The organism is Candidatus Bandiella woodruffii, from assembly GCF_034359465.1.
Taxonomy (GTDB): Bacteria; Pseudomonadota; Alphaproteobacteria; order Rickettsiales; family Midichloriaceae; genus NDG2.
The window spans coordinates 192,191-207,701 of sequence record NZ_CP110820.1 but is presented as its reverse complement, the minus strand read 5'-3'; the positions used below and the strand labels follow the sequence as shown (position 1 = coordinate 207,701).

Sequence of the window (15,511 nt, the reverse complement as noted above, 5' to 3'; positions counted from 1 at the left end):
AATTGCACTTTATGGCAAATCAAAAATTAAAATGCTTAAAGGGAGTGTTGCAAGATGGAATAAAGAAAGGTATAGTGGAGTGGATTACAGAATAAAGAAGAGAAAAATGTCATCAGCGCATCAAATAATAATGGTATGTTTGGATCAATTGGTTGGTAGTGAGCATCAATATCGCAAATTTAAGGAGCTGTTTAATTTTGGGGCAGTAGAGCAAGAGCTGAAGGGAATTGAATCTCCTGCTAATTATAAGGGATATGGTGTTTTACGTTTATTTAAATGCTTGTTGTTACAGTTTATGGAAGATTTGTCAGATCGTGAACTAGAAAGATATTTGAGTGACAGTGTTGCAGCCAAGTGGTTTTGTGATTTTGATTTAACCGAAGCCACACCTGATTATAGCGTTTTTAGTAGAATCCGCTCAAAGATAGGAACAAATTTGTTATCAAAAATCTTTGCCATTTTTAGAGATCAACTAAAATCTCAAGGATATATGAGCGAGGTATTTACTTTTGTTGATGCAAGTCACTTGATCTCCAAAGCTAATTTATGGGAAGAGCGGGATGAAGCCAGAAAACAAAAATATGAAAAACTTAACAACGAAGTCTTGCCTAAAGTCGCACATGATAAACAAGCCAAAATAGGGTGCAAGGGTGGTAGTAAATTTTGGTATGGCTATAAGAAAAACATGTAAGCGTAGATATTCAATCCGGAATGATCAACAAGGTTGCTATAACGCCTGCTAATGTTACCGATGCAAAGGGAGTTGCGCATGTTTTACCAAATAGTGGAGCAGTTTATGCTGACAAAGGGTATTGTGTTGCACCAGCAAAGAATGCAGCTAAAAGCAGAGGTATTCATTTTTGCGCCATCAAGAAAAACAATATGAAGCAAAAGAATTTTGACCTTGATCGATACTATACTTCCATAAGGGCTCCGTTTGAGAGGGTGTTTTCTCAAGATAATAAACGATTGCGATACATAGGAATTGCCAAAAATCAGTTTGCTGAATTTATGAATGCTATCTGCTTTAATTTAAAACGTTTAACGGTTCTTACTGCCTAAGCTCATAAAATCACGCTTCGCAGAATCAATAAAAAGCTAAAAATTACCATATCCCACCTCAAAGAAATCTTTTGAATTCTTGGGGAAACCAGTTTTTTGTTAATTTTTTTAGACCATGGTCCAAACTTCCTTAAATCAAACCATCACATTTATCCTTATTTTATCTTTCAACGCTCCCTAAAGCACCTATTTTTTATAAATTATATAAAATTATTTGACTTTTTTTTTATTCTAGTCACATCATTTAGAGATTGAAAACGTAGTGGTGGTTTGATATGATACAAAATTCACAAAGACTTGATGCAAATAGAAATACAACTAAACAAAATATTCAGAATTATATTGATAGTGGGTTTAACCAAAATATTAACAGAGTGTTAGCCAAAATTCACAAAGACTTGATGCAAATAGAAATACAACTAAACAAAATATTCAGAATTATATTGATAGTGGGTTTAACCAAAATATTAACAGAGTGTTAGCCAAAGATAGGTATAAAATTGCCCTGCTCACTTAGATAATGTCGTCATGAGATTTTAAGCCAAAGAGATAAACATCTAATCTGAATTGCGGCAAGGAAAGAAGCTGAATTTTTAGCATATCTGGTGGGAGTGTTCATAAATAGATAGAAAGAGCTAAAGCTTTGTTAAAAAATAAAACAAGGGATAATCTTAGCATTTCAGAACACTTGCTAAAGCGTTTAGTCTTGCGATTTAATCTAGCAAGCATATCCCTTAAGGAGGAATTGAAGCTCTCAACCAAACAAGTTTCAGACTTTGTCTGCAGATGTATTTGAGCAATTTTATAATGACAATAGACCTCATACCCATCTGTACACATATAACGAATTTGGTATTTTTCTCCTAGCTCACGAGCTAAATCTACGTAATTTTCTTTATCACCTGAACCTACTTTAAACGCAACAGTTTTGAATCTGTCCCTATCGACAGCAGTCCATATTCTTGTTTTATTCTCTTTTTTTTGACGTATGTATATAGCTCATCCATCTCTAATATCTCTATACGCCTCTTATCTCCCTCTATCTTTTGATTCGTCACCATCTCATCTACTACTTTCCCTGCTTGTTTGATCCAATAAAATACTGTACTTAACGGGATATTTAATATGTGAGCTATCCTCCTAATTCCGCAGTTATTTAGATACATCTTTATCACCATGCTCCTCTCTTTATTACCATATTTCCAATTCTTCCTACCATCTCCTTCTGTAAAGTTTTTATTACAACTCTTACATTTGTATCTCTGCTTTTTCCTTGCATATCCATTTTTTGATACCCCTTTCCCTTTGCAATATTTACATTCTATTTTCTCCATTTTTCCCTTTCTTTTTTCCTTCCCTCTCCTTATATCACATTCTTTTCTTCTTTCCTATCCCTTTTAAAACACTCCCAATCTGGTTGCAATTCCCCTCCATCTTTTAAGATGAAGAAAGGTGTTTTCTACAATATGCCTTATTTTATATAAATCTTTATTGTATTTTCTCTGGGTGATTCTGTTCTTTTTAGGAGGAATAACAACTCTCATGCCCAATTCTTGGGCATGGTCAATTATGTAATTAACATCGTACCCTCTGTCGGCTAGTAAGTACTCAGCTTTCATCTCTTCAATAAGATTAACAGCCTGCTTGCAATCAGCTTCTGAGCCTTTTGTGACAATAACTTTGAGTGGCATACCATGTGAATCCAAGGCAAGGTGAATCTTTGTATTGAGCCCCCTTTTGTACGACTCATATCTTGATTGCCGCCTTTTGCACCTGAAGCATGTGGATGCACTTTACTATGACTTGCGTCTATCATTAACCATTCCATATCAGGTTCTTTCACAAATATCTCCAATAAAGCCTCCCATATCCTTTTGTCTCTCCATCTGCAAAATCTTTTATGTGTATTTTTCCATCCTCCATATTCTGAAGGCAAATCTCTCCAGGGAGAACCTGTTCTTAATATCCAAAATACTGCGTTAATGAATCTTCTGTTATTATGTGCCAAACCTCCCCACGTACCTTCCCTTCCTGGTAAATGATCCTTTATCAAATCCCACATATTATCTGTTATATCATGCCTATGTAGCCCTAAATCCATTTTTACTCCTGATTTATCTTTTCTTTCATATTATACCACAAATCTCATGACGACACTATCTAGGATTATAAACACGATTCATTGCATCTATCACACCATGAGAACCGGGTGTGCCAGCATTGAGAGATGGAATGGTCTGCGTATGTTTTGCATTTACCTGTGAGTCTAAAAATTCCTGTTCTGTCTTTTTAAAATCTTTAAACAACTGGTTGGATTTTTTCTTATACTCCAGGTCCAGTCCATCTATAAGCTGTTTATGATATGAGTCTTTGGGGTCAAGCATGCCGCGCTTTTCAACATACCACATCTGTAGTTTTTCTAACTCCTTATTTAATATCTTATAATTCATACTTTGCCATGTGCTGGTTGCTTCGGTAAGCCCTGTTCTGTCTTTGCCACTTTTGCAAAAAGTATCTATAAGTGGTGGGTCGTATTTAATTCCAAATCCCTCCAACTCGTCTTTGTATTTATCGCATAAATAGGTAAACCGTTTCATTGCGGCAGAAAGGTTTAACCCACTTCTTGCCGGTCCATTGTACCCTGTCTCTGCGACAAAACTGACTCCCCAATTTATCAAACTTTTGAATAGACTACTATTTTTAGTAAGCTCATAATTTGCGTTATGTGCATCAATGAAAGCATCCATTATTTCTCTTAGACGTGGGTTTTCAATATAAGGTAACACATCGGCTTTTGGTATTATGGAATTTTGCTTACCTAATACTTTGAATAGAGCCTTATGGTCAAGATTTGTACCCATAAGATTATTAATTGGGAGTGTTGCCATAAGATAGATAAGATGCTAAAATGAATATAGCGAGCAACAAAGAAAATAGAAATATGAATACAGAGTGTAAAAAATGCAGTAGCAGTAAATACGTTAAGAATGGTAACATTAGGGGTATGCAAAGGTATAAATGCAAAGAGTGTGGATGTAATTTTACAAACACTAAATTAAGAGGCTGTTCGCCAGAGATGAAGGCTCTGGCAGTGTTATTGTACAGCATGGGGAAAAGTAGCTTTAGATGACTAGGGAAATTATTTAAAGTAGCTCATACTAGCGTATATAAGTGGATAATACTGTATGCTAAAAAGATACCAAGACCAACAGTGCCGGAAGAATTGAGAGAAGTTGAAATAGATGAGATGTGGCATTTTGTAGATTCAAAAAAAAACAAATTATGGATATGGAAAGCCTATAGTAGGGAGCTCAAGAGAGTTGTTGCCTGGGTGGTTGGTAAGCGTAACGTTACAACCTTTAGAAAATTGTGGAAAATCATAAGTAGAGATAATTGCACTTATTACACAGACGCTTGGTCTGTTTATTCAGAGGTTATACCTCGCCATCAACATGTTGTTGGCAAACAACATACACTCTCAATTGAGTCCAATAACTCAAACACAAGGCACAGAATTGCAAGAATGACCAGAAAAACAAAGGTAGTTTCAAAATCTGAAGAAGTTGTCGATCTTACGATTAAGCTCTGGGTACATTTTGAGGATAACAATAATTTCCTAAGTGAGCAGGGCAATTTTATATCTATCTTTGGCTAACACTCTGCTATTTTTTAATGATATTCCTCCATAGTCTTGTGCAATATATTTTCGAAAATCTTCCTTCTCATCTTTTTCTAATAAATCGCTCGTATAAAGATGTCTATGCTCTCTATAAAGAGACTTCGCCAGATCTTTTAATTGGCTTTCTATCTGCGTAATGGAATCCCCTTCAACATCTTTCAAGCTTATAGAAATCACAGGGTATTTTCCCTGATATTGCATATATTTTCCAGAATCAACTTGGGATATTGCTAAACTGCTGATATTCTTTTCTTCACCAGAAGGTAGCTTATACAAGCCACCATCAAATATAATTTTATTGCAACGCAATGTTGCCTCGCAGTTTTTATCTTCGGGCTCAAAAAAAGTTTGAAGCATGTTTATATTTAAACTTTTTCCCCACCTTCTAGGATATGTTATCAATATTGCTTCTTCACTTGCATCTATCACCTCTTTGATAAAAAGCGATTTATCAACAAAAATATCGTTTTCTGTCACCATCTTCTTAAAATCACCAACTCCAAGGGCAATCTTAAGGTTTTTATTGTCAATTTCAATCATGACACACACATATACAGCTAAACATCACGGGATTATACTGCATTTTTTGATGATATACAAGATATTTCTAGAGTTGTACGGCAAGTTTATAAACGTGTATTATCGTACTAAATCTATCTTGTGAACAAGAGTACATACCATTTAAAAATGGCCAGTAATATTCATTCCTGTCAGACGAAGTTATTACAGGGGTTGAGAAAATAATATCGCTTGGGATTGTATGTTTATATTGTTTTGGTTTTATCTGCCCCCAAATTTCTTTTGTTAATTTCGTTACGTAAAACCCGTTTACCTTAACGTTGATCACATACCTTCCATCCCAGATATTATCTCCCTCTATAAGAACTTTTTCTTGTTCTATAAATTTCCCCTCCTTATAAAAGTAAATTACTCCATTGCGAAGTAAGACTTGGCACTTACATAACGTGAATTTGTTATTACCCCCTTGCTTTAATAAATTTTGCAGCAACTTCAAGCTTTCTAACCTGACTGGGTAAATAAAAACGGAATTATGCACGTGTCTGAAAATTTTATTAAGGAGCCTTAGCCTAATCTCCTCCTCTTGGGCAAAAAAATAAGAAGCCTTAATTGATATATGGCCAAAATCACCTATTTCACATTGGTTTTGGAATGTTTTATCCACATAAGAGTCGAGGAAACTTTTTGCTCTTTGCGCATTGTCTGATAGCAGATTTAGTCTGGCCACAAGATTGTGGTTATAATCGAATTGCCTAAGCAGTTGACGGACTTTTACCCTATCAAATTTTAGATTTGAGTTGGATGCATCTTCAAACCAGATAATTTTTTCTGCATTTAAAAAATTGATGATTTGGGATCTCGTAAACTTAAGTAAAGGCCTTAAAATATTGATGTCATCTAATTTAGTTTGTCGCTTAATCCCTGCTATTCCATCTATGCCACTACCTCTTAGTATGTTAAGCATTACACTTTCTGCTTGATCATCATAATTATGTGCAACGAATAAATGGCTGATGTTGTTTTCTTTACAGTATTTCAAAAGAAGAGAATATCTTGCTTCTCTAGCTTTTTGTTGAACGTTATTTGCAAGATAATTATTATGCTCCCAATTAAGTATGGCATGCCTGATGCCGTGCAACTGCATGTATGCAAACACTTGGTTTGCTTCCCTGGTGGAATTGCTGCGAAGCTTGTGATCAACCGTAAGAGCAGTAATTTCAATGTTATTGGTTTTGCAAACCTCTTGTAGTAAAAAGGTTAAACACATACTGTCTGCCCCTCCTGAAAGGGCTACGGCAATTTTTTTAACATCCTTGATGTCAACAGTGTTGAATAGATTTTGTTGGAAACTGGAAAAAGTTAGCACCACTTGCACTCTTGAGCGATTTTTTAATTATCCCACCACCTTATCCATTAATAAAGAAAAAACAATTGTTTATATACTCCGCTAACTTCAAAATGGCTTTAAACTTTCTGCTAAGAACAGTAACTAAAATTTAAAGTAATATTACCGGGAGTGTTACCATAAGATAGATAAGATGCTAAAATGAATATAGCGAGCAACAAAGAAAATAGAAATATGAATACAGAGTGTAAAAAATGCAGTAGCAGTAAATACGTTAAGAATGGTAATATTAGGGGTATGCAAAGGTATAAATGCAAAGAGTGTGGATGTAATTTTACAAACACTAAATTAAGAGGCTGTTCGCCAGAGATGAAGGCTCTGGCAGTGTTATTGTACAGCATGGGGAAAAGTAGCTTTAGATGGCTAGGGAAATTATTTAAAGTAGCTCATACTAGCGTATATAAGTGGATAATACTGTATGCTAAAAAGATACCAAGACCAACAGTGCCGGAAGAATTGAGAGAAGTTGAAATAGATGAGATGTGGCATTTTGTAGATTCAAAAAAACAAATTATGGATATGGAAAGCCTATAGTAGGGAGCTCAAGAGAGTTGTTGCCTGGGTGGTTGGTAAGCGTAACGTTACAACCTTTAGAAAATTGTGGAAAATCATAAGTAGAGATAATTGCAGTTATTACACAGACGATTGGTCTGTTTATTCAGAGGTTATACCTCGCCATCAACATGTTGTTGGCAAACAACATACACTCTCAATTGAGTCCAATAACTCAAACACAAGGCACAGAATTGCAAGAATGACCAGAAAAACAAAGGTAGTTTCAAAATCTGAAGAAGTTGTCGATCTTACGATTAAGCTCTGGCTACATTTTGAGGATAACAATAATTTCCTAAGTGAGCAGGGCAATTTTATATCTATCTTTGGCTAACACTCTGAAGCCGATAACATAACCTATAAAATCTCAAACACTGCAATAAAGCAAAATAACGTGCATGAATGTGGTCCACTTACTGTAGAGAACCTGCTCAACTCCACTGGTAATTCTAAAGTCAAAAACAGCGATGTCAAAAAAATAAGGGAAGAACATGCTAATATTTATGCCAACAATGATATACATGAGACAAAGGTCAAACAATCAGAAATAGATATCAACTATAAATTTGTAGATAAAGTAATACAAAGTAGAAAAAACTCGCAAGACGATAACCTATACCCACCGAAAAACTAATCTATATATTTAGAGTATGAGGAGTGTACAAAGAAGTGCCCTCCTCATACTTATCGCTCATAGGCCTAGCTCTTTTTGAGGTTATCTACCGCTTTAAGTGACTCTCTTAGTTTACCAAAGGTAATTATGTTTTATAGTTATCTGTGTACGACTGAACAACACATTCCTTTTTCTTTTTTTCCTGCACGCGATACTCAAGCTTGCGATCACAAGCGAATTTAATCGCCGCTTCTTTGCTTTGGAAACGTAGTTTTACCTGAGTTGTTGACATATCTGTGGCGCCTGTCCATCCCATGACTTGCTCTTGAAACCGAACTTCCTGTGGTATAAACTCAATTACCCAGATGTTACTGCAGATATTGGCAGATTGAGTAGGCAATTTGTAATTTTCATATATTTTCACTGTCATTTTAACTTTTCTAAACATCAAAATCAGTTTATCATGTTACGATACTATAACTAAATGTATAACTATTCAAGTCATGACTAAAAATGTGGGGAAACTAAGTTTTGAAGATGCAATGAAAAGATTGGAAGAAATAATTAAAAATTTGGAAAACGGAAATGTTGCGTTGGAAAGTGCGATAGAACTATATGAGGAAGGCATAATTCTTCAAGAACATTGCGAAAGCAGGTTAAATAGTGCTAAATTAAAAATTGAAAAGATCGTAAAAAATTCAGATGGCATAGTAACAACTGAAAAAATCAAGGAGTAAATGTCTTTGATTGTGTATGTGAAAGATTTTCATCCATCTAAAAACCAGAGTGTTAGCCAAAGATAGATATAAAATTGCCCTGCTCACTTAGGAAATTATTGTTATCCTCAAAATGTACCCAGAGCTTAATCGTAAGATCGACAACTTCTTCAGATTTTGAAACTACCTTTGTTTTTCTGGTCATTCTTGCAATTCTGTGCCTTGTGTTTGAGTTATTGGACTCAATTGAGAGTGTATGTTGTTTGCCAACAACATGTTGATGGCGAGGTATAACCTCTGAATAAACAGACCAATCGTCTGTGTAATAACTGCAATTATCTCTACTTATGATTTTCCACAATTTTCTAAAGGTTGTAACGTTACGCTTACCAACCACCCAGGCAACAACTCTCTTGAGCTCCCTACTATAGGCTTTCCATATCCATAATTTGTTTTTTTTGAATCTACAAAATGCCACATCTCATCTATTTCAACTTCTCTCAATTCTTCCGGCACTGTTGGTCTTGGTATCTTTTTAGCATACAGTATTATCCACTTATATACGCTAGATAGTGTCGTCATGAGATTTGTGGTATAATATGAAAGAAAAGATAAATCAGGAGTAAAAATGGATTTAGGGCTACATAGGCATGATATAACAGATAATATGTGGGATTTGATAAAGGATCATTTGCCAGGAAGGGAGGGTACGTGGGGAGGTTTGGCACATAATAACAGAAGATTCATTAACGCAGTATTTTGGATATTAAGAACAGGTTCTCCCTGGAGAGATTTGCCTTCAGAATATGGAGGATGGAAAAATACACATAAAAGATTTTGCAGATGGAGAGACAAAAGGATATGGGAGGCTTTATTGGAGATATTTGTGAAAGAACCTGATATGGAATGGTTAATGATAGACGCAAGTCATAGTAAAGTGCATCCACATGCTTCAGGTGCAAAAGGCGGCAATCAAGATATGAGTCGTACAAAAGGGGGCTCAATACAAAGATTCACCTTGCCGTGGATTCACATGGTATGCCACTCAAAGTTATTATCACAAAAGGCTCAGAAGCTGATTGCAAGCAGGCTGTTAATCTTATTGAAGAGATGAAAGCTGAGTACTTACTAGCCGACAGAGGGTACGATGTTAATTACATAATTGACCATGCCCAAGAATTGGGCATGAGAGTTGTTATTCCTCCTAAAAAGAACAGAATCACCCAGAGAAAATACAATAAAGATTTATATAAAATAAGGCATATTGTAGAAAACACCTTTCTTCATCTTAAAAGATGGAGGGGAATTGCAACCAGATATGCTAAAAATTCAGCTTCTTTTCTTGCCGCAATTCAGATTAGATGCTTATCTCTTTGGCTTAAAATCTCATGACGACATTATCTAGTATGAGCTACTTTAAATAATTTCCCTAGCCATCTAAAGCTACTTTTCCCCATGCTGTACAATAACACTGCCAGAGCCTTCATCTCTGGCGAACAGCCTCTTAATTTAGTGCTTGTAAAATTACATCCACACTCTTTGCATTTATACCTTTGCATACCCCTAATATTACCATTCTTAACGTATTTACTGCTACTGCATTTTTTACACTCTGTATTCATATTTCTATTTTCTTTGTTGCTCGCTATATTCATTTTAGCATCTTATCTATCTTATGGCAACACTCCCAAAAATAGTTTAAGATTTTTAAGTGAGTTGCTAGAGAAGCATTATGGACAAAGAGTATATATATTGGTTGACGAGTATGACAATCCTCTTAACCATCTTCTAGAAAAGTCTCTTTATACACAGAATGAGAGTTTAATGGAGCAAACAGCCGAATTAATTACTGGCATACTCGCCGCATGTGGCAAAGGCAACAGAGCATTAGAGAAAATAGTTTTGATTGGCATATTTGATCCCCTAAAAAAGGAGGGATATTCAGGTTTCAACAATATTATCCCTTCTAGCATAATGGAGTCTAAATATAGCAAACATTTTGGCTTTTCCGAAGCTGAAGTTGGAGAGATGATAACAAAATTGGGCTTTACAGAAGCAGAGAAAATGACTGTACGTGAAAACATCAAAGCCTGGTATGACGGATATTCAGTTCCGGTGGGGTTTGGAGAGAAGCTCCATGTTTACACTCCTTGGGCAGTAGTGAACTATATGAGTAATGCGTATAATGCAGGAGAATTCAGCCCAAAATGCTATTGGGCTGAGAGTGGTGTTGCAACTATATTGAGTAATATTCTGGAGAAAAATATAGTCCAGAGTGTTAGCCAAAGATAGATATAAAATTGCCCTGCTCACTTAGGAAATTATTGTTATCCTCAAAATGTAGCCAGAGCTTAATCGTAAGATCGACAACTTCTTCAGATTTTGAAACTACCTTTGTTTTTCTGGTCATTCTTGCAATTCTGTGCCTTGTGTTTGAGTTATTGGACTCAATTGAGAGTGTATGTTGTTTGCCAACAACATGTTGATGGCGAGGTATAACCTCTGAATAAACAGACCAATCGTCTGTGTAATAAGTGCAATTATCTCTACTTATGATTTTCCACAATTTTCTAAAGGTTGTAACGTTACGCTTACCAACCACCCAGGCAACAACTCTCTTGAGCTCCCTACTATAGGCTTTCCATATCCATAATTTGTTTTTTTTGAATCTACAAAATGCCACATCTCATCTATTTCAACTTCTCTCAATTCTTCCGGCACTGTTGGTCTTGGTATCTTTTTACTGTATTCATATTTCTATTTTCTTTGTTGCTCGCTATATTCATTTTAGCATCTTATCTATCTTATGGCAACACTCCCATATAGTCAATAGTACATTTGTTCAAAAATTAAGTAGAATCTCAATTGAACACGAGGAGATTTTTGAATTCTCCAGACATGTCTCTTTGGTGGAAGTCAATTCTAGGGGATACGCAGATAATGAGAAAATTGCATCGCATTTGTTGGTGTATTCTGGCTATTTAACGGCAAGAAAAGAAGAGAACAGCTATTATTTAAGTATACCAAACGCTGAAATACAGGAGATATTTGCAATCACCATCAGAGATCAGTTAGAAAGATTGCAAAAAGAAGCATTGTTAAAAGGTACTTTATTAGACAATGAAAAGTCGTTATTAAAAACATGGCTTGGCAAATTAAAGTACGATGTGATGATAGCGCGAATAGTGCAAAACATAAAGTCCAGCGACGCAAGGGCTGTGGAGTCAATATTTCAGTCTGAACCAAGCTTAAAATGCGAAGATGAAAACTTTAACTTTTTTCATATTGCTGCTAGTTTAAAAAACCATGAAGTCTTCCAAACTTTATTAAAATATTGCGATATAAAACTGCTATCCACGCAGGATAAAATAGCAGAATTAACACCTTTAGATTACGCAGCTTTGGCGAATAATACTGGAGTGGTCGATATATTAAAAGATTACGGGTATGAACTTACTGCATTATATAAACCTTGGCCTACAACTTGTATGTTTTGCAATCAGTACATAAACTTGTTTTACCTGACTATGTTCCCTATAATGGCGGCAATATCATCTGTACCAAAATTTTTTCCTGAGAATAGCCTGCTTAACCCCGGAACTAGTTTTACGTTGGGCATACTATTTCCAACCACTGTTATATATTTCACTATAGATGTTGCAGGAAAAGTACATCAATTCCTCTCCAATCATATTTGTGAAGGCTATAGCAAATACACTTCGATCGAAAGTGGTTCGTTAATAGGGTTTAAAAAATATATAGATCAGGATAAAGATGCTTATATCACGTTAGGATCTGAATGCGCTTCTAATGTTCAGGCTATAGGCAGCGTGCTTATTCCTTACTTTGCATACAGTAGCGAGAGTAGATACTCCGAAGATGTAGTTATAACCCTATGCAAACATCAAAATTCCGTACAAGAACTGACTATCCACCAAGACTATTCTGCAAATTTTGAACTATAGTAGACAGCGGACAACTTCAAGGGAGATAACTATCTACGTTGAATTTTTTCAAGACATGGACAAGAGATGTGACTAAATGGTCAATCATTTCGTCAGTGTGGAGTGGATTAGGGGTGATTCTTAACCTTTCTTGGCCTTTTGGCACAGTTGGGAAATTAATTCCCTGGACATACATTCCGTAAGTATCGATTAACTCCTTGTATACACTTTGGCAAGTGACTGCGTCTTTTATCATGATAGACACGATGTGGGTATTATTATGTAAAAAGTTGATGCGAGCTTTGTTTAATTGAGATTTAAGCTTGGTAGCGACATGTTTTAGCGCCAAACGTTCTGCGTCACTTTTTCTTAGATAGCGTATACTGGTAAGTATAGAATTCGCAATCGCAGGTGGGAGTGATGTGGTGAATATAAAACCAGGAGCATAGCTTCTAATGCTATCTACAATGTCGTTTTTTGATGCGATATAACCACCTATAACTCCATAACCTTTTGCGAAAGTCCCTTGTATAATGTCTACCTCATCTTGAACACCTAGTTCTTCGCACATTCCAGCCCCTTCCCTTCCATATATACCAACAGAATGAACTTCGTCTACGTACGTCAGTGCATTAAATTTTTTTGCTAATCTGCAAAATTCCATTATAGGGGGCACGCTGCCCGACATTGAATATACAGACTCAAAGACAATAAGTTTTGGAGTACTAAGAGGGTACCCCATTAATTTAGTCTCTAAATCCTTCGCATCGTTATGTTTGAAAATTACTTTCTCTAGGCCACTCTCTTTGATCCCATAAATAATTGACGCATGGTTATTTTGATCTGAAAATATAACGCAATTGGGTATGATCTTAGAGATTGTTGATAAAGTGGCTTGATTTGCAACATATCCAGAAGTAAACACAAGTGCTCTTTCCTTGTTGTGTAGATTGCTTATTTCTTTCTCAACTTCAACCACAGCATGGCTGTTTCCAGATATATTCCTTGTTCCACCAGATCCAACCCCATATTCATATCCTCCCTGGGCAAGTGCGCTGATAACTTCAGGATGCTTACTCATAGACAAATAGTCATTGCTGCACCACACAACAACATTTTTACCGGTAACAACATTTACAGAGATTGGACTGTTTGAGGGAGAGCTTTTTAGCTCAGTAAATACCCTATACCTTCCTTCAGCTTTTATTTTTTTTAGAGCTGAAGAAAAGTATTCAGTAATATTCATTATTTATTGATGCAACAAGTCTAAGACTAAGCTTTCTTCGCAACTTTTGAATCTTGCATAATTCTATATGCAACAACTGTTAGAACAGCAGCATACCCAAAGCATACATAGCAAGACCCTATGATTTCTCCAGCAGAGTGACTATGATGTAATCCAAATCCAGAAGCTATGCCAACAGCACTCAATAGCAAGAATGTAGCGGACATGTTAACCCCAGCTTGATTTTTCGTGCTTTTTTTACGCATAAAGCTCCAAACCTCTAAAGCGATTATAATAAAAAAAGGAATTACATGCAGGACATTCATTATTTTTTCAGACATGATCAGAACTGTAAACTATTAGTTATATATCTTACAAGATAAATACATAATTTACGTAACATAATCAAGCATAAAATGCAGGTTATTGAAAATAAATATTTTTCTTTAGTTGAACACACACGTTAGGGGAGTTATAAATCCAAATCTCGCATTTTTTTATGAAGCGCTGGTCTTTCCATCCCAATGAACTTTGCTACTTGCGAAATATTGCCACCAAATTTTTGCAGTTGAAACCCGATATATTGTTTCTCAAAAGCCTTTTTTGCTTCTTTTAGATTTTTATCGTAAAAATTGGTATTGCACTCAGCTCCAGATTGGTTGACCTTAGGTATGGTAAAACTTATATCTCCAGAGTTCAACTCGCAACTGCCAGATATTGTTAGTTTTATTACTAAGTTTTCAATAAAATTTTTCAATTCCATTATATTGCCAGGCCAATCATATTCAATAAGTTTTGAGTAAGCACCATCATCCACTTTGATGTGCGCAATGCCATAACTGCTTGCAAATTGATTGATGTAATAATTAGTAATGGGCTCAATGTCTTGTTTTCTATCTCGTAATGGTGGAATATACAATTCCATACTAGACAGTCTTTGATATAGGTCAGGGTTAAATTGATTCAGAACAACTAGCTGTTTAATATCAACTATTGAGGAGCATATTACTCGACATCTGCTCTGATTGGTTTGTAAATTGTTAATGCATCGAAGCAATTGAGTTTGCATCCTTGAGGAAAGTGCCGATATATTGTTGAGGTACAATGTTGCTCCTTTTGCTTTTTCAAATATAGACCTAGAGTTGTCTGAACCAAACAGGAGTGCTTCCAGTTCTTCCTCTGGATGACTTTCTAGGTTAACTTGAAAAAACGGCTTTTCTGCTAAGTTAGAGTAATTGTGTATCAACTTTGCCAATCTTTCTTTTCCCACACCTACTTCCCCGCGAATCAATGTCCTAACATTATCTGTGGAATTCGATGTGATTTTATTTTTAATCTCAATTATCTGTTTGCTTTTGCCAATCAAGGAGGCAAGATCATTTTTCTGATTAAGCTGGGTATTGCATTGCTTTAGATCAGCATTTTCTATAGTTCTTTTAACTGTTAGTATCAATTTTTCAGATTTAAAGGGTTTTTCAATGAAATCGTATGCTCCCCATTTTATTGCTTTTACTGCCGTTTCAATGTTCCCGTGACCACTTATAACAATAACGGGAATATCTTTGTACTTTTCCTTGATTAGTTTGAGCAAACCCAGTCCATCCATATCACTTCCTTCCAACCAAACATCAAGAATAATTGCTTTTGGAGATGTTTTTTTTAGCGTTTCTAGGGCTGCGGATGAGTTAAGTACAAAGCTTGTTTTTAGTGTTAACTCGTCCTCGATGATATCTTTAATCAACTCCCCTATGTCTATCTCATCATCAACAACTAAAATATCCGTCATATTGATCTGA

At 35.6% G+C, this 15,511-nt stretch carries 24 protein-coding genes and 3 pseudogenes; 12 read left to right on the top strand and 15 right to left on the bottom strand.

Annotation, left to right across the window (positions count from 1 at the left end; genetic code table 11):
* Positions 1 to 31: 31 nt before the first annotated feature.
* The 3 genes from Bandiella_RS01265 to Bandiella_RS01255 all read left to right on the top strand — a co-directional run bounded on the left by Bandiella_RS01265 (position 32) and on the right by Bandiella_RS01255 (position 1,544).
* Positions 32 to 691 carry a transposase gene (locus Bandiella_RS01265; protein ID WP_323733069.1) on the top strand — a complete coding sequence of 220 codons (660 nt, stop codon included), beginning with the start codon at positions 32 to 34 and terminating at the stop codon, positions 689 to 691.
* A 20-nt stretch (positions 692 to 711) separates the two neighbouring features.
* Entirely contained in the window at positions 712 to 1,062 is a 351-nt protein-coding gene (locus Bandiella_RS01260; protein ID WP_323732514.1) for a transposase, read from the top strand.
* A gap of 275 nt (positions 1,063 to 1,337) precedes the next feature.
* Positions 1,338 to 1,544, top strand: a complete 207-nt coding sequence (locus tag Bandiella_RS01255; RefSeq protein WP_323733068.1) for a hypothetical protein — start codon at positions 1,338 to 1,340, stop codon at positions 1,542 to 1,544.
* Between the two features lie 44 nt (positions 1,545 to 1,588).
* Here Bandiella_RS01255 and Bandiella_RS01250 read toward each other — a convergent pair.
* The 5 genes and pseudogenes from Bandiella_RS01250 to Bandiella_RS01235 all read right to left on the bottom strand — a co-directional run.
* Positions 1,589 to 1,669, bottom strand: a pseudogene (locus Bandiella_RS01250) (IS5/IS1182 family transposase); the annotation flags it as partial.
* An 8-nt stretch (positions 1,670 to 1,677) separates the two neighbouring features.
* Positions 1,678 to 2,022 (bottom strand): IS1 family transposase, encoded by a 345-nt coding sequence (locus Bandiella_RS07430; RefSeq protein WP_407651266.1) that lies wholly within the window; start codon positions 2,020 to 2,022, stop codon positions 1,678 to 1,680.
* Entirely contained in the window at positions 1,971 to 2,396 is a 426-nt protein-coding gene (locus Bandiella_RS01245) for an IS1/IS1595 family N-terminal zinc-binding domain-containing protein (RefSeq protein WP_323732659.1), read from the bottom strand. The genes Bandiella_RS07430 and Bandiella_RS01245 overlap by 52 nt, the downstream gene beginning before the upstream one ends.
* A 78-nt stretch (positions 2,397 to 2,474) precedes the next feature.
* Positions 2,475 to 3,163, bottom strand: a pseudogene (locus tag Bandiella_RS01240) (IS5 family transposase); the annotation flags it as partial.
* A gap of 55 nt (positions 3,164 to 3,218) precedes the next feature.
* Positions 3,219 to 3,950 (bottom strand): hypothetical protein, encoded by a 732-nt coding sequence (locus Bandiella_RS01235; protein ID WP_323733067.1) that lies wholly within the window; start codon positions 3,948 to 3,950, stop codon positions 3,219 to 3,221.
* Positions 3,951 to 3,970: 20 nt separating this feature from the next.
* On the opposite strand from Bandiella_RS01235, the gene Bandiella_RS01230 reads away from it, so the two are divergent.
* Positions 3,971 to 4,192, top strand: a complete 222-nt coding sequence (locus Bandiella_RS01230) for a transposase-like zinc-binding domain-containing protein (RefSeq protein ID WP_323732861.1) — start codon at positions 3,971 to 3,973, stop codon at positions 4,190 to 4,192.
* Between the two features lie 18 nt (positions 4,193 to 4,210).
* Positions 4,211 to 4,717: pseudogene (locus Bandiella_RS01225) on the top strand (IS1 family transposase); the annotation flags it as partial.
* On the opposite strand, the gene Bandiella_RS01220 reads toward Bandiella_RS01225, so the two are convergent.
* Together Bandiella_RS01220 and tilS are read right to left on the bottom strand one after the other, a co-directional pair.
* Entirely contained in the window at positions 4,679 to 5,281 is a 603-nt protein-coding gene (locus tag Bandiella_RS01220; protein WP_323733066.1) for an AAA family ATPase, read from the bottom strand. The pseudogene Bandiella_RS01225 and the gene Bandiella_RS01220 sit on opposite strands and share 39 nt — an antisense overlap.
* A gap of 67 nt (positions 5,282 to 5,348) precedes the next feature.
* On the bottom strand, positions 5,349 to 6,635 hold the full coding sequence (gene tilS / locus Bandiella_RS01215; protein WP_323733065.1) for a tRNA lysidine(34) synthetase TilS: 1,287 nt from the start codon (positions 6,633 to 6,635) through the stop codon (positions 5,349 to 5,351).
* 171 nt (positions 6,636 to 6,806) lie between these two features.
* Between tilS and Bandiella_RS01210 the strand changes: the two genes are divergently transcribed.
* From Bandiella_RS01210 to Bandiella_RS01200, 3 genes are read left to right on the top strand one after another with little or no spacing between them, the layout of a single operon-like run.
* Positions 6,807 to 7,199 carry a transposase-like zinc-binding domain-containing protein gene (locus Bandiella_RS01210; protein ID WP_323732428.1) on the top strand — a complete coding sequence of 131 codons (393 nt, stop codon included), beginning with the start codon at positions 6,807 to 6,809 and terminating at the stop codon, positions 7,197 to 7,199.
* The gene (locus Bandiella_RS01205; RefSeq protein WP_323733368.1) at positions 7,162 to 7,551 is read left to right on the top strand and encodes an IS1 family transposase; all 390 of its coding nucleotides are present in this window, start codon (positions 7,162 to 7,164) and stop codon (positions 7,549 to 7,551) included. Before Bandiella_RS01210 ends, Bandiella_RS01205 begins: the two co-directional genes overlap by 38 nt.
* Before the next feature lie 60 nt (positions 7,552 to 7,611).
* Complete coding sequence (locus tag Bandiella_RS01200; protein WP_323732426.1) at positions 7,612 to 7,851, top strand: hypothetical protein; 240 nt, start codon at positions 7,612 to 7,614, stop codon at positions 7,849 to 7,851.
* A 124-nt stretch (positions 7,852 to 7,975) separates the two neighbouring features.
* Here Bandiella_RS01200 and Bandiella_RS01195 read toward each other — a convergent pair whose 3' ends face one another.
* Positions 7,976 to 8,260 carry an NADH dehydrogenase ubiquinone Fe-S protein 4 gene (locus Bandiella_RS01195; RefSeq protein ID WP_323732425.1) on the bottom strand — a complete coding sequence of 95 codons (285 nt, stop codon included), beginning with the start codon at positions 8,258 to 8,260 and terminating at the stop codon, positions 7,976 to 7,978.
* 73 nt (positions 8,261 to 8,333) lie between these two features.
* On the opposite strand from Bandiella_RS01195, the gene Bandiella_RS01190 reads away from it, so the two are divergent.
* Positions 8,334 to 8,567, top strand: coding sequence for an exodeoxyribonuclease VII small subunit (locus tag Bandiella_RS01190; RefSeq protein ID WP_323732424.1), 234 nt, complete (start codon positions 8,334 to 8,336; stop codon positions 8,565 to 8,567).
* Between the two features lie 52 nt (positions 8,568 to 8,619).
* Here the strand turns inward: Bandiella_RS01190 and Bandiella_RS01185 are convergent, their stop codons facing one another.
* Together Bandiella_RS01185 and Bandiella_RS01180 are read right to left on the bottom strand one after the other, a co-directional pair.
* Positions 8,620 to 8,988, bottom strand: coding sequence for an IS1 family transposase (locus Bandiella_RS01185; RefSeq protein ID WP_323733367.1), 369 nt, complete (start codon positions 8,986 to 8,988; stop codon positions 8,620 to 8,622).
* Positions 8,892 to 9,128, bottom strand: a complete 237-nt coding sequence (locus Bandiella_RS01180) for a hypothetical protein (RefSeq protein WP_323733064.1) — start codon at positions 9,126 to 9,128, stop codon at positions 8,892 to 8,894. The genes Bandiella_RS01185 and Bandiella_RS01180 overlap by 97 nt, the downstream gene beginning before the upstream one ends.
* A gap of 46 nt (positions 9,129 to 9,174) precedes the next feature.
* On the opposite strand from Bandiella_RS01180, the gene Bandiella_RS01175 reads away from it, so the two are divergent.
* A protein-coding gene (locus tag Bandiella_RS01175) for an IS5 family transposase (RefSeq protein ID WP_323732779.1) occupies positions 9,175 to 9,938 on the top strand; the annotation gives its coding sequence in 2 pieces (ribosomal slippage) (positions 9,175 to 9,547 and positions 9,547 to 9,938; 765 coding nt in all).
* Positions 9,939 to 9,943: 5 nt separating this feature from the next.
* On the opposite strand, the gene Bandiella_RS01170 is transcribed toward Bandiella_RS01175, so the two are convergent.
* Positions 9,944 to 10,201 (bottom strand): transposase-like zinc-binding domain-containing protein, encoded by a 258-nt coding sequence (locus Bandiella_RS01170; RefSeq protein ID WP_323733430.1) that lies wholly within the window; start codon positions 10,199 to 10,201, stop codon positions 9,944 to 9,946.
* Between Bandiella_RS01170 and Bandiella_RS01165 the strand changes: the two genes are divergently transcribed.
* A complete protein-coding gene (locus Bandiella_RS01165) occupies positions 10,086 to 10,838 on the top strand; it encodes an AAA family ATPase (protein ID WP_323733063.1) in 753 nt (250 codons plus the stop codon). The two genes, Bandiella_RS01170 and Bandiella_RS01165, sit on opposite strands and share 116 nt — an antisense overlap.
* On the opposite strand, the gene Bandiella_RS01160 is transcribed toward Bandiella_RS01165, so the two are convergent.
* Positions 10,825 to 11,229: an IS1 family transposase gene (locus Bandiella_RS01160; protein WP_323732914.1), complete on the bottom strand. Its 405-nt coding sequence runs from the start codon at positions 11,227 to 11,229 to the stop codon at positions 10,825 to 10,827. The two genes, Bandiella_RS01165 and Bandiella_RS01160, sit on opposite strands and share 14 nt — an antisense overlap.
* Positions 11,230 to 11,455: 226 nt before the next feature.
* Between Bandiella_RS01160 and Bandiella_RS01155 the strand changes: the two genes are divergently transcribed.
* On the top strand, positions 11,456 to 12,511 hold the full coding sequence (locus Bandiella_RS01155; RefSeq protein WP_323733062.1) for an ankyrin repeat domain-containing protein: 1,056 nt from the start codon (positions 11,456 to 11,458) through the stop codon (positions 12,509 to 12,511).
* Between the two features lie 16 nt (positions 12,512 to 12,527).
* On the opposite strand, the gene hemA is transcribed toward Bandiella_RS01155, so the two are convergent.
* The 3 genes from hemA to Bandiella_RS01140 all read right to left on the bottom strand — a co-directional run bounded on the left by hemA (position 12,528) and on the right by Bandiella_RS01140 (position 15,501).
* A complete protein-coding gene (gene hemA, locus Bandiella_RS01150; RefSeq protein WP_323733061.1) occupies positions 12,528 to 13,736 on the bottom strand; it encodes a 5-aminolevulinate synthase in 1,209 nt (402 codons plus the stop codon).
* Positions 13,737 to 13,762: 26 nt separating this feature from the next.
* Positions 13,763 to 14,056, bottom strand: a complete 294-nt coding sequence (locus Bandiella_RS01145) for a hypothetical protein (RefSeq protein ID WP_323733060.1) — start codon at positions 14,054 to 14,056, stop codon at positions 13,763 to 13,765.
* A 131-nt stretch (positions 14,057 to 14,187) separates the two neighbouring features.
* Positions 14,188 to 15,501, bottom strand: a complete 1,314-nt coding sequence (locus Bandiella_RS01140; protein WP_323733059.1) for a sigma-54-dependent transcriptional regulator — start codon at positions 15,499 to 15,501, stop codon at positions 14,188 to 14,190.
* Between the last annotated feature and the right edge of the window lie 10 nt (positions 15,502 to 15,511).

Coding starts and splice junctions, on each gene's coding strand:
- Bandiella_RS01265 (WP_323733069.1), top strand. CDS start 32: ATGCTTAAAGGGAGTGTTGCAAGATGGAATAAAGAAAGGTATAGTGGA.
- Bandiella_RS01260 (WP_323732514.1), top strand. CDS start 712: ATGATCAACAAGGTTGCTATAACGCCTGCTAATGTTACCGATGCAAAG.
- Bandiella_RS01255 (WP_323733068.1), top strand. CDS start 1,338: ATGATACAAAATTCACAAAGACTTGATGCAAATAGAAATACAACTAAA.
- Bandiella_RS01245 (WP_323732659.1), bottom strand. CDS start 2,396: ATGGAGAAAATAGAATGTAAATATTGCAAAGGGAAAGGGGTATCAAAA.
- Bandiella_RS01235 (WP_323733067.1), bottom strand. CDS start 3,950: ATGGCAACACTCCCAATTAATAATCTTATGGGTACAAATCTTGACCAT.
- Bandiella_RS01230 (WP_323732861.1), top strand. CDS start 3,971: ATGAATATAGCGAGCAACAAAGAAAATAGAAATATGAATACAGAGTGT.
- Bandiella_RS01220 (WP_323733066.1), bottom strand. CDS start 5,281: ATGATTGAAATTGACAATAAAAACCTTAAGATTGCCCTTGGAGTTGGT.
- Bandiella_RS01210 (WP_323732428.1), top strand. CDS start 6,807: ATGAATATAGCGAGCAACAAAGAAAATAGAAATATGAATACAGAGTGT.
- Bandiella_RS01195 (WP_323732425.1), bottom strand. CDS start 8,260: ATGACAGTGAAAATATATGAAAATTACAAATTGCCTACTCAATCTGCC.
- Bandiella_RS01190 (WP_323732424.1), top strand. CDS start 8,334: ATGACTAAAAATGTGGGGAAACTAAGTTTTGAAGATGCAATGAAAAGA.
- Bandiella_RS01180 (WP_323733064.1), bottom strand. CDS start 9,128: ATGACGACACTATCTAGCGTATATAAGTGGATAATACTGTATGCTAAA.
- Bandiella_RS01170 (WP_323733430.1), bottom strand. CDS start 10,201: ATGAATATAGCGAGCAACAAAGAAAATAGAAATATGAATACAGAGTGT.
- hemA (WP_323733061.1), bottom strand. CDS start 13,736: ATGAATATTACTGAATACTTTTCTTCAGCTCTAAAAAAAATAAAAGCT.
- Bandiella_RS01145 (WP_323733060.1), bottom strand. CDS start 14,056: ATGTCTGAAAAAATAATGAATGTCCTGCATGTAATTCCTTTTTTTATT.
- Bandiella_RS01140 (WP_323733059.1), bottom strand. CDS start 15,501: ATGACGGATATTTTAGTTGTTGATGATGAGATAGACATAGGGGAGTTG.